This is a genomic window from Bradyrhizobium sp. Leo114, from assembly GCF_055229415.2.
Genome location: NZ_JBUYEN020000003.1, coordinates 330,889 through 345,358 on the forward strand (window position 1 = coordinate 330,889; position 14,470 = coordinate 345,358).

11 protein-coding genes are annotated in these 14,470 nt (G+C 62.4%); 7 read left to right on the forward strand and 4 right to left on the reverse strand.

Going from position 1 to position 14,470, the window contains the following annotated elements; all coding sequences use genetic code 11:
• Nucleotides 1-21 precede the first annotated feature (21 nt).
• Both recQ and ACZIRK_RS05805 read left to right on the forward strand, forming a co-directional pair.
• Nucleotides 22-1,884 (forward strand): DNA helicase RecQ, encoded by a 1,863-nt coding sequence (recQ, locus tag ACZIRK_RS05800; protein WP_463327062.1) that lies wholly within the window; start codon nucleotides 22-24, stop codon nucleotides 1,882-1,884.
• Nucleotides 1,885-1,937: 53 nt separating this feature from the next.
• Entirely contained in the window at nucleotides 1,938-2,879 is a 942-nt protein-coding gene (locus tag ACZIRK_RS05805) for a metallophosphoesterase (protein WP_130226716.1), read from the forward strand.
• Between the two features lie 228 nt (nucleotides 2,880-3,107).
• On the opposite strand, the gene ACZIRK_RS05810 is transcribed toward ACZIRK_RS05805, so the two are convergent.
• Both ACZIRK_RS05810 and ACZIRK_RS05815 read right to left on the reverse strand, forming a co-directional pair.
• Entirely contained in the window at nucleotides 3,108-4,382 is a 1,275-nt protein-coding gene (locus ACZIRK_RS05810) for a S1C family serine protease (protein WP_130226717.1), read from the reverse strand.
• A gap of 173 nt (nucleotides 4,383-4,555) precedes the next feature.
• Nucleotides 4,556-5,569 carry a 1-aminocyclopropane-1-carboxylate deaminase gene (locus ACZIRK_RS05815; RefSeq protein WP_130226718.1) on the reverse strand — a complete coding sequence of 338 codons (1,014 nt, stop codon included), beginning with the start codon at nucleotides 5,567-5,569 and terminating at the stop codon, nucleotides 4,556-4,558.
• A 165-nt stretch (nucleotides 5,570-5,734) separates the two neighbouring features.
• Here ACZIRK_RS05815 and ACZIRK_RS05820 point away from each other — a divergent pair, with 165 nt between their 5' ends.
• The 3 genes from ACZIRK_RS05820 to ACZIRK_RS05830 all read left to right on the forward strand — a co-directional run bounded on the left by ACZIRK_RS05820 (nucleotide 5,735) and on the right by ACZIRK_RS05830 (nucleotide 9,034).
• Nucleotides 5,735-5,917 carry an Lrp/AsnC family transcriptional regulator gene (locus tag ACZIRK_RS05820; RefSeq protein ID WP_283813272.1) on the forward strand — a complete coding sequence of 61 codons (183 nt, stop codon included), beginning with the start codon at nucleotides 5,735-5,737 and terminating at the stop codon, nucleotides 5,915-5,917.
• 116 nt (nucleotides 5,918-6,033) lie between these two features.
• Complete coding sequence (locus ACZIRK_RS05825; RefSeq protein WP_130226719.1) at nucleotides 6,034-6,594, forward strand: carboxymuconolactone decarboxylase family protein; 561 nt, start codon at nucleotides 6,034-6,036, stop codon at nucleotides 6,592-6,594.
• A 253-nt stretch (nucleotides 6,595-6,847) separates the two neighbouring features.
• Nucleotides 6,848-9,034, forward strand: a complete 2,187-nt coding sequence (locus tag ACZIRK_RS05830) for a PQQ-dependent dehydrogenase, methanol/ethanol family (RefSeq protein ID WP_130226720.1) — start codon at nucleotides 6,848-6,850, stop codon at nucleotides 9,032-9,034.
• A gap of 70 nt (nucleotides 9,035-9,104) precedes the next feature.
• On the opposite strand, the gene ACZIRK_RS05835 is transcribed toward ACZIRK_RS05830, so the two are convergent.
• Nucleotides 9,105-12,287, reverse strand: coding sequence for an ABC transporter substrate-binding protein (locus ACZIRK_RS05835; protein ID WP_130226721.1), 3,183 nt, complete (start codon nucleotides 12,285-12,287; stop codon nucleotides 9,105-9,107).
• Between the two features lie 373 nt (nucleotides 12,288-12,660).
• Between ACZIRK_RS05835 and ACZIRK_RS05840 the strand changes: the two genes are divergently transcribed.
• Complete coding sequence (locus tag ACZIRK_RS05840; protein WP_165435278.1) at nucleotides 12,661-13,455, forward strand: DUF899 domain-containing protein; 795 nt, start codon at nucleotides 12,661-12,663, stop codon at nucleotides 13,453-13,455.
• Nucleotides 13,456-13,471: 16 nt separating this feature from the next.
• Here the strand turns inward: ACZIRK_RS05840 and ACZIRK_RS05845 are convergent, their stop codons facing one another.
• Nucleotides 13,472-13,987, reverse strand: a complete 516-nt coding sequence (locus ACZIRK_RS05845) for a DUF992 domain-containing protein (protein ID WP_130226722.1) — start codon at nucleotides 13,985-13,987, stop codon at nucleotides 13,472-13,474.
• A gap of 263 nt (nucleotides 13,988-14,250) precedes the next feature.
• Between ACZIRK_RS05845 and ACZIRK_RS05850 the strand changes: the two genes are divergently transcribed.
• The gene (locus ACZIRK_RS05850; RefSeq protein WP_130226723.1) at nucleotides 14,251-14,463 is read left to right on the forward strand and encodes a hypothetical protein; all 213 of its coding nucleotides are present in this window, start codon (nucleotides 14,251-14,253) and stop codon (nucleotides 14,461-14,463) included.
• The last annotated feature ends 7 nt before the right edge of the window (nucleotides 14,464-14,470 follow it).

Below are 14,470 nucleotides of genomic sequence, written 5' to 3' on the forward strand. Positions count from 1 at the left end.
TTGACTGCGTCTGAAACCGACATGGATTCTGTCCTCAACCGTCCGTCCGGCGAGACCAGCGATGCGCTTGCCGTGCTCAATTCCGTGTTCGGCCTCACCGCGTTCCGGGGCGCGCAGGAAGAGATCGTTCGGCATGTGACCGATGGCGGCAATTGCCTGGTGCTGATGCCGACCGGCGGCGGCAAATCGCTCTGCTACCAGTTGCCGTCGCTGCTGCGCGAGGGCTGCGGCATCGTGATCTCGCCGCTGATCGCGCTGATGCGCGACCAGGTCGCGGGCCTCACCGAGGCCGGCGTCAACGCGGCGGTGCTGAACTCGACGCTGTCGCCGCAGGAAGCAGGCGAAGTCGAGCGCCGCCTGATCGCAGGCGATCTCGATCTGCTCTACGTCGCGCCGGAGCGGCTGGTGACGCCGCGCTGCCTCAGTCTGCTCGCGCAGGCGAAGATCGCGCTGTTTGCGATCGACGAGGCCCATTGCGTCTCGCAATGGGGCCATGATTTCCGGCCCGAATATATCGGCCTTTCCGTGATCGCCGAGCGCTTTCCCGACGTGCCGCGGATGGCGCTCACCGCGACCGCCGACGAACTGACCCGCGAGGAGATCGCCGAACGGCTGTCACTCACCGACGCGCCGCGCTTCGTGTCGAGTTTCGACCGACCGAACATCCGCTACGAGATCATCGACAAGGTGAATTCGATGGCGCAGTTGAAGGCGTTCATCACCGAGCGGCATGCGGGCGAGGCCGGCGTGGTCTATTGCCTGTCGCGCGCCAAGGTGGAAGACGTCGCAGCCTCGCTCAGCGCGGCCGGCATCCCGGCGCTGCCTTATCACGCCGGGCTGGAGCCCAGCGTGCGCGCACGCAACCAGGACCGCTTCATCAATGAGGACGGCATCGTCGTCGTCGCCACGGTTGCTTTCGGGATGGGCATCGACAAGCCGGACGTGCGCTTCGTCGCCCATCTCGATCTGCCGAAGAGCATCGAAGCCTATTACCAGGAGACCGGCCGCGCGGGGCGCGACGGCAAGGCGTCCAGCGCGTGGATGGCTTATGGCCTCTCCGATATCGTGCAGCAGCGCCGCATGATCGACGAGTCCACCGGCTCGGATGCCTATAAGCGCGTCTCGATCGGCAAGCTCGATTCGCTGGTGGCGCTGGCGGAAACCGTGGGCTGCCGCCGGCGGCGCCTGCTGGCCTATTTCGGCGAGACGCTGACAGAAGAGAATTGCGGCAATTGCGACAATTGCCTGTCGCCGCCGCGCGTCCGCGACGGCAAGATCCTGGCGCAGAAAATGCTGTCCTGCGTCTACCGCACCGGCCAGCGCTTCGGGGCCATGCACCTGATCGACGTGCTGGTCGGCCGCCTCACCGAGCGCGTAACCCAGTTTGGGCACGACAAGCTCTCGGTGTTCGGCGTCGGCCGCGAGCTCAACGAGAAGCAGTGGCGCGCGGTGCTGCGCCAGCTTGTCGCGATGGGGCATCTTTGGGCCGACGGCGAGGCTTTCGGCGCGCTGAAACTGACGGAGAGCGCGCGCGGCGTCCTCAAGGGCGAGACTGAAGTTCTCTTGCGCGAGCAGGCGGAAGGCGCGCGCAACCGCGCCGTCCGTTCCAAGTCGCGGCGCGGCGAGCTAGCGCCGGTCGCGACCGGCCAGGGCAAGGCAGCGAACCCCGCGCTTCATGCCGCGCTACGCGCCTGGCGTTCCGAGGTGGCGCGGCAGCGGGGCGTGCCGGCCTATGTCGTGCTGCACGATTCCACCATCGACGGCATCGCCGCCGTGCGCCCGACGACGCTCGACCGGCTTCGCGGCATCGCCGGAATCGGCGACAAGAAGCTCGAGCATTACGGCGACGAGTTGGTTGCGGTGGTGAAGAGGACTGAGGGATAAGTCCTCGATCTGGGCGTTAGGTGGCGACGTTCCCGTTTGCTAGGGTGGCGGCGATGCACGAATTGGGCCTTCAGGACTTGATCAAGCGGATCGGCGCCGAGCATGTCCGGCGGCGGCTGAACGACGAGACCGAGCATGAGGCTCAACTGTTCGGCCAGGGTACGCTGTTCTTCAACCTGGAGAACTCGCTGCTTGCGCCGGGCGTCATCGCGACGGCGCTGAAAGTCACCGGGCTGTACGGCCGCGCGCGGCAGAACGCGGACCTCGTGTGCATCAGGCGCAACGAACTTGCCTCGACCGTGCTGCCGAAGAGCTTTGACGGTTTCACTCTCCTGCATATCAGCGACCTGCACGCCGACATGAGCGCTGGCGCCATGCGGCGGCTGCCCGGCATGGTCGCCGATCTCGCCTACGACATCTGCGTGCTGACCGGTGACTATCGCGGCCAGACCTTTGGTCCCTTCGACAAGAGCCTTGACTATCTTGCGCCGGTGATCGCGGCTTTGAAGCCGCCGGTCTACGGCATCCTCGGCAATCACGACTCGATCCGAATGACGCCGGCATTGGAGGCAATGGGCATCCGGATGTTGTTCAACGAGTGCGAGGCGATCCGGCGCGGCGGTGAAGCGATCTATCTCGCCGGCGTCGACGATGCGCATTTCTATCGCGCCGACGACATCGGCAAGGCCGCCGCTCCGATTCCAGGCGACGCCTTCTCAATCCTGCTTTCGCATACGCCGGAAGTGTACCGGGCGGCGGCAGCCGCAAGCTTTGACCTGATGCTGAGCGGGCACACCCATGGCGGCCAGCTCTGCCTGCCCGGCGGCATCGCGATCAAGCTCGAAGCCTGGCTGCCGCGCAAGTTCGGCGCCGGCGCCTGGCGCTACGGCAAGATGGCCGGCTACACCTCGGTGGGCGCCGGCACCAGCCTGCTGCCGGTTCGCCTCAACTGCCCGGCGGAGATCACGCTGCACACGTTGCGACGGGCGGAGTGACGCGCAGGCGCGCGTCAGAGCGAGAGCCGATCAGATTGAAGCGGTTACGGATTGGCTTCACCTCTCCCGCTTGCGGGGGAGGTCGGCGCGCAAGCGCCGGGTGGGGCTCTCTCCACTCGGGGAGTCCCAATGCGGAGGCACCCCCACCCCAGCCCTCCCCCGCAAGCGGGAGAGGGAGTGCAGCTTCACCGCGGCTACGGTTCAACCTGATTCGAATCATGCGTTGGACTAATTGCCCGGCTTCTTCGCGCTGGCGTTTTGCTCATTCGCCGTGCAGGAGATCAGAAGCGTGAAGCCGCGGGCACTTTTGGCGATCTCGGCCGTCTCCTTCTTCATCTCGCGCCGCTCGGTGACCCGGTACATCACGACGCTGTTGTCGAGGAAGTCCCTGAGCGCGCCGGTCTTGATGGCGAAGTTGATATTCTCGGGGATGTTGCCGGTTGCCCGCGCGACCTTGAGCGCGTTCAGCTTGGCTGCGACCACGCCGACCAAAGCGCCGGTGAAGTCGAGCAGCGGCCCGCCGCTATTGCCCGGCTGCACCGCCGCGCTGATCTGCAAATGGCGGGTGTCGTTGAAGATGCCGCTCAGCGAACTAACGATGCCGGTGGTCACCGTGAAATCGGACGTCAAGAGCCCGTGAAAGGGATAGCCGATCGCGATCACGCCATCCCCGGTTTGCACGGAATTTTCCCTGATCACCGCGGCCTCCTTGAACGGGGTCGGCGCCTGCAGCAGTGCGAGGTCGTTGGTCTCGTCGCTGGAAACCAGCCGCAGCTTGACGGGTGCCTCGCCGCTGAGATTGCCCGTGATCTCGCCGCAGCCATCGATGACATGGTGATTGGTGACCACGTGACCATTGCTGGAGATCACGATGCCGGTGCCGGTCTGGCCCCTGGCCTGCTTCGGTGCGCCAGCATTGGGTGCGGCGGCACTCGGCGCGGCCGGCGTTGATGGGGCCGGCTTCGGCGGTGCGACCGCGAACTCACCGGCATTGGCGAGCCCGTTCTTCCTGACGCTTTCGACGCAAGTGACCAGCGCGGGCAATAGCTGCGCGGTCTGGTTCAGGTTGAACTGGAAGAGCTGGCCCTCGGCGAACGCGCTCATCGTCCGCGCCTTGCGGAATTGATTGATCAGCGCCGAATTGAGCGGCATGTCGACCGCCACGAGCTGTGCCCCAAGCGGCCGCCCATACACGTTGAAGGGCTGCTGGCCGTCAAAGGTCAGCGTCATCGGAAAGGATTCGCCGGCCGTCAACCGCCAGCCCTGATGGGAAAATCCCAGGCGCCAATTGCCGCGGGCGTCGATCAGGACCAGAAAATAAATGCCGCTCTGGTAGGAGGCACCGGCGGCGCAATGAGTGAAGTTGCCGCTGTTGTCGTCGGTATAGGCGCCGCCCTGCCAGTTGCCTATCGCGATCGAGCCATACGGCCCGCGCGCATGCGACGACGTCACGGACAAAACAACGCACGCGGCCGCGACAACCGCGCTGATCGCAAACCTCATACTTCACTCCCCAGCCAGCGCCCCATCATAGGAAGCTTCGCAAGTCATCCGCAAGTTGCGCGCGCAATGTTCCTATTTTGTTCTTTGAATCAAAATCCGTCAACCACAAAGTGTTTCCCGTAGCCCGGATGGAGCGAAGCGCAATCCGGGCTACGGCAGTGGGGTGGATGCCGTCACCCATTTCGGAACGTGTAAGCATACCCATTGATCGCCGGCGCGCCGCCGAGATGGGCGTAGAGCACACGTGAGCCGGCCGGGAAGAAGCCTTTCTGCACGAGGTCGATCATGCCCTGCATGGATTTGCCCTCATAGACGGGGTCGGTGATCATGCCTTCCAGCCGTGCACACAGCCGGATCGCTTCCTTGGTCGCGTCCGACGGCACGCCATAGGCGGGATAGGCGTAATCCTCGAGCAGCACCACATCGTCCTCGACGATCTCGCGGCCGAGCTCGACGAGAGCGGCGGTATTGCGTGCGATCGAGAGCACTTGCGACTTCGTCTGCGCCGGCGTGAAGGAGGCATCGATGCCGATCACGTTTCGCGCGCGGCCGTCGGCGGCGAAGCCGACCAGCATGCCGGCATGGGTCGAGCCGGTCACGGTGCAGACCACGATGTAGTCGAAGCTGAAGCCCAGCTGCTTCTCCTGCGCCCGCACCTCCTCGGCGAAGCCGACATAGCCGAGCCCGCCATATTTGTGCACGGAGGCGCCAGCCGGAATCGCATAGGGCTTGCCGCCCGCGGCCTTCACCTCCTCGATCGCCTGCTCCCAGCTCTTGCGGATGCCGATATCAAAGCCGTCATCGACCAGCCGCACGTCGGCGCCCATCACGCGGCTGAGCAGGATGTTGCCGACACGGTCATAGACCGCGTCCTCATGCGGCACCCAGCTTTCCTGCACCAGGCGGCACTTCATGCCGAGCTTGGCGGCGACGGCCGCGACCATGCGGGTGTGGTTCGACTGCACGCCGCCGATCGAAACCAGCGTGTCAGCGTTGGACGCGATCGCATCAGGAATGATGTATTCCAGCTTGCGCAATTTATTGCCGCCGAAGGCGAGCCCCGAATTGCAGTCCTCGCGCTTGGCAAAGATCTCGACCTTGCCACCGAGATGCTTCGACAGCCGCTCCAGTTTCTCGATATGCGTCGGCCCGAAGGTGAGCGGATAGCGCGCGAATTTTTCCAGCATCGTGGTCCCCCTTGATGGCGTGGTCTCGATGCGGATTCCTAGCACCGGCTGCGCGAAAGGTGCTCTCTATTTCGATTGACTGCTTTATGCTCTGCTACGCCAAATGTGCGTTCATGCCGCCATTTCTCTCACAGACCGGCTGAATAACGAAGGAATCTTCCATGACTGCCAAGCTCGATCGCATCGACCTCAAGATCCTGCGATTGCTGCACAAGAACGGCCGTCGGCGACATGGAAGATTTCAACCGCATCCACGGCGAGCAATTGATCGCGCTGCCTGGCGTCCGGCAGACGCGAACCTTCTTCGTGATGAAGGAGGTGGTGGACAATGCACCGCTGGAGTTTTGAACCGGATCGGCCGCATCTTGCCGATCGCATGTCACGGCAACTTCACTTGCTTCGTGCCGCCATGCACGCGACGCTCAACTCTTCTTTGGGCTTTCATCAGAGAGAGGAGCTTTGCCGTGCGCCTTCCGATCCTCGATCCGACCGAACTGACCGACGAGCAGAAGCCGCTCTACGATGACATGCGCAAGGGCATCGAACGCCATTTCAAGGGCTTCGTGAACATGCGCGCCGACGGCGCGCTGCTCGGCCCCTGGAATCCCTGGCTGCGCGAGCCAAGGTTCGGCAAGCCGGTGTGGGATCTGGTGAAGGCCGTTGCCTCGAACCCTCTGCTGCCAGCCGCGGTGCGCGAGGTCGCGATCCTCGTCACCGGGTCGCATTTTCGCTCGGGCTATGAGCTCTATGCTCACGTGCTGGTGGCCGAGGCGCGCGGCCTCTCCGACGAAAAGCTCGCCACCATCGTCGCCGGCCAGCGCCCGCTCGACCTGACGCGGCAGGAAGCGGTCGCCTTTGACATGGCCTCGGCGCTCGTGAACGGCGGCGTGCTGCCGGAACTGACCTATCGCGCAGCGGTGCAGGAGTTCGGCGAGCACGGCGCAGCCGAGCTGTCCTATCTCGTCGGCATCTACTGCATGGTCTCTGTCACGCTGAACACGTTCGACGTGCCGGTGCCGGATTGACGAGAGCCGAGTTCGTCTCTCTGCGTAGCCCGGGTGGAGCGAACGCGAACCCGGGACATCCGTATCAACACGACGAGCAGCCCCGGGTTACGCTAACGCTTCACCCGGGCTACGGCATCGGCGGTCCCCGCCATGTGATGGCCGCACGCCTACAACTGCAACCGTTTTTCGGGAGATTGAAATAGTGCCGTAGCGGGAAGACAGTTTGAATACGCCATATCAACCAGCGCAAGGCGTAGGCCGGGGACGACACATGGCGCTATCAAACTTGAAGGGTGAATGGCCAGGGACGACACCGGGACATCGGTTCAAGATCCACAGTTCCTCCAGTAACATAAAAGTTGTTCTTGCGGTTCTCCTTGGTCTTTCTCTCCCTTTCAACGCATCGGCGCAGAGCGTCACCAGCGCGACGCTCGACCGCATCAAGGCGAGTACCTCGGCGGTCGACAGCAACTTCATCAAGGCAAACGCCACAACATCCAAGGACTGGCCAACTATCGGCCTCGACTACGCCGAAACGCGGTTCAGCAAGCTCAATCAGATCAACACCGACAACGTGAAGGATCTTGGGCTGGTCTGGAGCTACAATCTTGAATCATCGCGCGGTGTCGAGGCGACACCCGTCGTCGTCGACGGCATCATGTATCAGTCGGCGTCTTGGAGCGTGGTCCATGCGATTGACGCGCGGACCGGAAAAAAACTCTGGTCGTTCGATCCAGGTGTCGACCGGTCAAAGGGCTACAAGGGCTGCTGCGACGTGGTCAACCGTGGCGTCGCCATTTACAAGGGCAAGGTATTCGTGGGGGCCTATGACGGCCGCCTGATCGCGCTCGATGCCGCGACCGGCGCGAAGGTCTGGGAAAAAGATACGCTGATCGACCACGCGCATTCCTATACGATCACCGGCGCGCCTCGCGCGTTCAACGGCAAGGTCGTGATCGGCCAGAGCGGCGCCGAGTACGGTGCGCGCGGGTATGTCACAGCCTACGACACCGAGACAGGTAATCAACTCTGGCGCTGGTTCACTGTGCCCGGGGATCCATCGAAGCCGTTTGAAGACGCTTCGATGGAAGCCGCGGCCAAGACCTGGGACCCGGCAGGCAAATACTGGATCAACGGTGGCGGCGGGACTCCGTGGGACACGATCACGTTCGATCCCGACTTGAACATGGTCTATATCGGTACTGGAAATGGTTCTCCCTGGAATCGCAAATTCCGCAGTCCGTCGGGCGGCGATAATCTCTACCTCGCCTCGCTCGTCGCGCTCAACGCCGACACCGGCCAATATATCTGGCACTACCAGGAGACGCCCGGCGATAATTGGGACTACACGTCAACCCAGCCGATGATCCTCGCCGACATCATGATCGACGGTGTACTGCGTAAAGTGATCTTGCACGCGCCGAAGAATGGCTTCTTCTTCGTTATCGATCGTACCAACGGCAAGTTTATCTCGGCGAAGAACTTCGTCGATGTGAATTGGGCGACGGGATACGACACCAACGGGCGGCCGATCGAGTTGCCGGCTGCGCGCGGCGACGGTCCATACGACTCCATTCCCGGGCCAGACGGAGCTCACAATTGGCACCCAATGTCGTTCAATCCCCAGACCGGCCTCGTCTACATTCCGGTGCAGCACATACCGGTTAGTGTGACGCCGGAAAAGTCGTTTACGCAGAATGCGGCTGCGCCGGGCAAGGTTGGCTCCATACTGGGCGGGAATATCGGCTTTATTTTCAACAGCACACCTCCGAAGTCGTCCGCATTCGGACGTCTGCTCGCTTGGGATCCGGCGCATCAAAGGGAAGTCTGGCGGGTCGAGCACGTGTCGCCGTGGAACGGCGGTACTCTGACCACCGCGGGCAACCTGGTTTTCCAGGGAACGGCGGATGGCCGCTTTGTCGCCTATGACGCAGCAAAGGGAACCAAGCTGTGGGAAACCCCGACCGGCAACGGCGTGGTCGCGGCTCCCGCAACTTACATGATCGATGACATGCAGTATGTCTCGATTGCGGTCGGCTGGGGCGGCGCTTTCGGTATTTCTCAGCGAGTGACCGAGTTCCAGAACCCGGGAACGGTCTATACATTTGCGCTGGGCGGCAAGGCGAAGCTACCGGAATTCGTGAAGTACCAGACCGCAGGTCTCCTGCAGGGCGTGAAGTACGATCCGAAGGATGTGAGGGAAGGCGGTGCCATCTATGTCGCGGCGGCCTGTGCAGCCTGCCACGGCGTGCCTGGTGTCGGCCCCGGAGGCAACATTAGAAATCTCGGCTACGTTCCGGCCGAAGAGATCGCCAATCTGAAGGACATCGTCTTCCACGGTCCGTTCCGCGACAAGGGCATGCCTGATTTCGCCGGCAAGCTGACGGAAGCGGACGTTGTGAAAATCCAGGCCTTCATCCAGGGTACCGCCGACGCCATCAGGCCGAAGCGCAATTAGCTGGCCTTAAGCCAGTTGCGCCTCTGAACGGCGGCGCGCCGCCCGAATTGACTCCGTCCAAGAGCCTGGACTAAGCCGATGCCTTTGCCGAGCACATCGCGAGCAGCGACTTTGCAACTGAATCATCGGGGAAGGCAGTCAAAATACCCTCGTAGCGGCGGGCGGCTTGATCGAATTCACCTCGCTCGAAATGTAACGAGGCCTCCCACGTCAAATCGCACAGTCTGGCTGCATTGTCCGACGCCTGTAGCTCCGGATCGTCGCTGGCCTTGATGCCCAGAAGCTCATAGATCATGAACTCCCGCTTGCGACCCTTGACCTGAACCTTTCTGATCGGCCTTGCCACGATTTCCGGCCCGACAGCCTCGACCACGCTGTCGCTGATGCAGATCGTGGTTCCGAAATTCTTGTTGATGCCTTCCAGTCGCGCCGCAACGTTCACTCCGTCTCCCATCACCGTGTAGCTGAGCCGCTCGCTTGAACCGACATTGCCGACAAGCACCTCGGCGCAATGCAGCCCGATCCGAAGATGCAGTGACGGTCGCCCCTGCTTGCTCCAGTCCGCATTGAGCTGTTCCATTCGCCTCGTCGCCCGCATCGCACCACAGCAGCCACGCAACACATCGTCGTCGCGATGGACCGGAGCGCCCCAGAACGCCATGATGCCATCACCGATGAACTTGTCGACCGTCCCGGACTCCTCCGCTATCGCGTGCGAGACGACTTCGAAATAGTGCGAAAGTTGCGCGAGGAGATCATTCGGCGCCATTTGCTCCGACAGAGTGGAAAAGTCCTTCAGGTCGGTGAACAGCACCGTCATGAAGCGCTGTTCCACACCGAGTGTCAGCGGGGTTCCCGTCTTGATCAGATTCCTCACTATGCCCAGCGGTACGAACGAAGAGAAGGAGCGCAGCGACGTCTCGAACAGCTTGACGGCGGTTTGGAGTTCCTTGATCTCCTTGATCTTTGATGGCGTCGCGACCCCGTGCGAGAACGTCAGGTCCTCGACTGACCGCAAGTCCTGCGACACGCATTCGATCGGCCGTGACAATCTGCGGGAGAAGAAATGGATCAGCAGCAACTCGATGCCGGTGAGAGCGGCGATCAGGGCGACCATCTGCCTGTTCGTTCGCTTGAGGGTCCTGATAAAATCATCGGTCGGCGTCAGGGTGATAACCTCCCACGGTTTGCCGAAACTTCCTGGAAAGCGGGCAAATGAGGCGCTGATCTCTTCGCCGCCCTGCGGCGACCGGAACAGGAAATCGTCGCGATTGGTATCGCTCTGTAGCCGATGAGCCTCGCGCACATTGGGGTCGTCAATCGTATCCAGCCTGGCCATTTCCAGGCGGTCGTTCTCCAGTCTCACGCCTTTCTTCGGGTCAGGATAAGAGATGATCGTGCCATCGGTCGGATTGGCGATCACGGTGGTGCTGCGCGGGCTGGCGCGATGGCTGGTGAGAAACTGCGACAGCACGTTGAGCGTGATATTTGCCGAAGCACAGCCAACGAACGCACCGTCCTTGATAATCGGGACTCTCACAATGATGACCGGAAAGCCGGTGTCCGGATTTGGCCGAGGCCCCTCGATGATCAGTGCGCGGGCATCTTTCGCCGCCTGGTAACCGGCAAGGGTCCTGATGTCCTCGATTGTCCCAACGTCATAACTCCCTACGACATGGGGCCACGTATCGTAGAACGTACGGTGCCGGACCCGTCGCGGCGAGCCGGAGAAGCTGTCGATATAGCCGGAATGCCAGTTCGCTGTCGCCGGAATCTTGGGATCGGAGCGCCGGCGGTCATCGTCGATCCGGGTCACAACCCGATGATAGCCGTCCTCCAAGCTGACATAGACCGCATCGATCTGCGGCGCCGATGTAAGCGCCTCGTGGAGCAACTCGCGGCTCTCCTCCTTTTTGAATATCTCGGGATCTTCCGCGGCGAAGGAGGCGAGCAATTCCAGCGTGGCCTCGACCGGATTGATCAGGCCTCGGGCGTCATCGATACTGGCCCGCTTGGTCTTGGCCACGACGTCGTTCAGCGTCGCATTGATCGTGGCCGAGTTTTGCCAGTAATTGTAGGCCAGGATGAATATCAGCGCGGGAATGCTGAGGAGGACGAACAATCCCGACATCGCCGCGCTCAGTCGCAGCGCACCGATTGCGGGCGCAATCCGGCGATAAAGAATCCGGCTCAGCAGGATGGCAGCAACGACCGCAAGGAAGGCCCACGGTCTCGGATCCCGCATCTGCGATCGCCATGATTGATCGTCAGACGCATAGATCAGGCCTTCCGGGAGCTTCGCTTCATCCAACATGCCGAGGTCGACATAAGCGCGCGCGATGGCGTTCCAGCGCGCGACACTCTGCTGACCGATCGGCGTGAGATGCGGCTCGATCAGCAGCTCGGTCCGCGCGGCCTCGAACAGCAGCGCCTTCTGAGTTTTTTGCGCGGCGTACTTGCCTCGTATCAGATCGGCGATCTCCTCCTTGTGGGCGAGCGCATAGGCCCACCCCCTCAAGCTCGCCTCGCGAAACGCTGCTACGCGCTCCGGATGCGCTGCGATCTGGCGCTTTGAGGTGCAGAGGTTGTCGCCGTAAAAGTCGAACCCGTAGGCGCGCGGCGAGAAGGCCAGATATGGCGTGCCGTACTCTTCGAACAAATATGGCTCGTTGGTGCTGTAGGCGACCATCGCATCGGCCTTGCCGCTGAGCAGATCACGCGGATTCCCGGAATGGGCGATGCGGGGCAGGTCCGCGTAGCCGACCCCCTCGTGCTTCAGCATCGCGGCGATGTCATCGCTGCCGGGGGCATCCATCAAAGCGTGGCCCTTCAACTCGGAGACCGCATGGATGCCGGCGCGGTGCAGCACCAGGATGATGGCCGCGGAGTGCTGAAAGATCACAGCGAGGACGACATTGTTGGCGCGTTCGGCGCTGTTGACGAACACGCTGGTCGTGCACACGCCGAAATCAGCAGCGCCTTTGGCCACTTCGAGGCCCGCATCGATGCCAGGGCCGCCCTCGCGAACTGAGACATCGAGGCCGTTGTCGCGATAAAATCCCTTCTCGACCGCAGCGTAATACCCGGCGAACTGGAACTGATGTTTCCACTTCAATTGCAGCGACACCTGTTCGAGCGCGTGGGCCGGCGTGACCCGACCGAAGACAAGTTCGACCACGAGGCACAGCGCGAACAGCACGTCGCGCCCATGACGCAACATTTGCGCCGCGGACATGTCGAGCCCTGCGCTCATATGTCAGCCTCGCAGGCAATGCCTGCCCTTCAGTCGCGAATTTGCCTCAAATAGACAAGTCTTGAGATAGCAGAGTCTGCATCAAGCCATACGGCACATCAAGCAAGGGGGGCTGGTGAGGCCGCTCCCAACACCTTATGGCAGCGCACCAATAATGCGTCAGTGACACTTCTGCTTCTGGGCCCCAAGCCACAATCGAATCGACGGGGGAATGTCTGCCTCGCGCATAGCGGCTGCAATCAGCGACTCGAACCGAATAGCGCCACACTTGTTACTCTCACCGTTCGATTTCCGCTGCCAACTTGCGGCGAATGGAATCGCGCCTCACGCCACGAGGCCGCGAATTCGTCCAAATCAGGAGGTTTCCGGAGCCATGAACACATCGACAGAGAACGGACGGAAAGGCGGCCAGCGCGCCATGCACACACCACCGGTCGTATCGCCGCGGGAGTGGGAAGCGGCCCGCCAGCAGTTGCTCGTGAAGGAGAAGGCGCAGACCCGCGCCCGTGACGCGCTCGCCGCCAAACGCCGGCGCATGCCGTGGATGGCGGTGGAGAAGTCGTATACGTTCGAGGGGCCTGCGGGCAAGACGAGCCTGCTCGACCTGTTCGACGGCCGGCGTCAGCTCATCGTCTATCGCGCCTTCTTCGAGCCGGGCGTGTTCGGCTGGCCTGATCACGCCTGCCGCGGCTGCTCCATGGTGGCCGATCAGGTCGCCCACCTCGCCCATCTGAACGCCCGTGACACCACCCTCGTCTTCGTCTCACGCGCGCCGCAGGCGGACATCGCGCGGCTGAAGGCGCGGATGGGCTGGCAGATGCCATGGTTCACCATCACTGATGGCTTCGACGCCGACTTCGGCGTGAACGAGTGGCACGGCACCAACGTGTTCTACCGCAACAGTGACCGCGTGTTCCGCACCTACTTCATCAACAACCGCGGCGACGAGCAGATGGGAGGCACCTGGAACTATCTCGACATCACGCCGCTGGGCCGGCAGGAGGTCTGGGAGGACTCGCCCGAAGGCTATCCCCAGACCCCGACCTACAAGTGGTGGAACTGGCACGACAACTACGTCGCCGACGCCGCGCCCGACAAGACGTGGGTCGAAGTGTCCGATGCCGGAGAGAAAGCATTCCGGAACAAGGACGCCGGCACGCAGCAATGAGCCGGGCTCGTTCCAGTCACTGAGCCCTGCGACGTGCAGGCGGCGCAGCGGTCGGCCGTAGCTCCATGTTGGATACGCCCGCCGCGATATTCAGGCCCGTCTGCGCCTGCACGGACAGCGGCTGCAAGGTGACCGTGCGGTCCGATCCTCCGACCAGGACGTTGGCGCCCACGCCGGCGCCGACTGTGCCGCCGGCGGTGGCCCCCACATAGGTTCCCGCCAACGCGCCGCGGCGCAGTGTCGTCGGCGCAAAAACCGCCCATGTCAGTTGGCCGCCGGATGTGGCGCCGATGTCGAGCCCGAGCGTGCTGACGGTGCCATCATAAGGCTCGCGTGCTCTGCCTCTCGCCGACGTAAGGATGCAGCTCAGCTGCCGCTGTCCCCCGACGATCATCCCGACCCCTGGCGATATGCTGCAGGTGAGTGTGCCGACTTTCGTTCGTCCAGCCTCTTGAGCATTCGCCGGAGCGATGCCGAGCGCGAGCGCCAGGACACCTGCGGTTGCGATTCCGTTCAGCGTTGCTTTGTTCATGGGTCGCCCTTCATTGAAGCATTCCAACGGCACCCTCAACGCGGACAATGTCGTGATGTTCCCGCTCTTCGCAACGTCGAGGTGTAAGCGCGTTCGGAAATCGCTGCGCAAGACATTTGCAGCCGCGAATTGACTTCATTCGCTTGCCCGCGACTGCACGCTCATGATGAACAGGTGTTCATGAGCGTGACCAAATCGTCACGGAAGTTTCGTTGAATGGCCTTGCCGATCGCCTACGTTTCCTTCGAACGGGAGGACTTTCCATGAAGCAATCGCAGCATCTCTTGGATAACGCGGTGATCTGTTCAAAGCTTGCAAAGCGGACAACCGACAAGCAGACGAAAATTTACTTCAAGCGCTTGGAAGATTCCTGGAGGGCCCTGGCGCGCGAGCAGGACTGGCTCGATGGAGAAATCACTCCGGTCGAAGTATCCAGGCTTCGCCGCCGGACCGGCGTCGCGCAGTCCCTGTCGTGACGCTGAA

What these genes read in the sequence shown, in the direction of transcription:
- ACZIRK_RS05815 (WP_130226718.1), bottom strand. Translation starts at nt 5,569, where the DNA reads ATGCTGGAAAAATTCGCGCGCTATCCGCTCACCTTCGGGCCGACGCAT.
- ACZIRK_RS05830 (WP_130226720.1), top strand. Translation starts at nt 6,848, where the DNA reads ATGGCGCTATCAAACTTGAAGGGTGAATGGCCAGGGACGACACCGGGA.
- ACZIRK_RS05805 (WP_130226716.1), top strand. Translation starts at nt 1,938, where the DNA reads ATGCACGAATTGGGCCTTCAGGACTTGATCAAGCGGATCGGCGCCGAG.
- ACZIRK_RS05810 (WP_130226717.1), bottom strand. Translation starts at nt 4,382, where the DNA reads ATGAGGTTTGCGATCAGCGCGGTTGTCGCGGCCGCGTGCGTTGTTTTG.
- recQ (WP_463327062.1), top strand. Translation starts at nt 22, where the DNA reads ATGGATTCTGTCCTCAACCGTCCGTCCGGCGAGACCAGCGATGCGCTT.
- ACZIRK_RS05845 (WP_130226722.1), bottom strand. Translation starts at nt 13,987, where the DNA reads ATGAACAAAGCAACGCTGAACGGAATCGCAACCGCAGGTGTCCTGGCG.
- ACZIRK_RS05840 (WP_165435278.1), top strand. Translation starts at nt 12,661, where the DNA reads ATGAACACATCGACAGAGAACGGACGGAAAGGCGGCCAGCGCGCCATG.
- ACZIRK_RS05835 (WP_130226721.1), bottom strand. Translation starts at nt 12,287, where the DNA reads ATGAGCGCAGGGCTCGACATGTCCGCGGCGCAAATGTTGCGTCATGGG.
- ACZIRK_RS05850 (WP_130226723.1), top strand. Translation starts at nt 14,251, where the DNA reads ATGAAGCAATCGCAGCATCTCTTGGATAACGCGGTGATCTGTTCAAAG.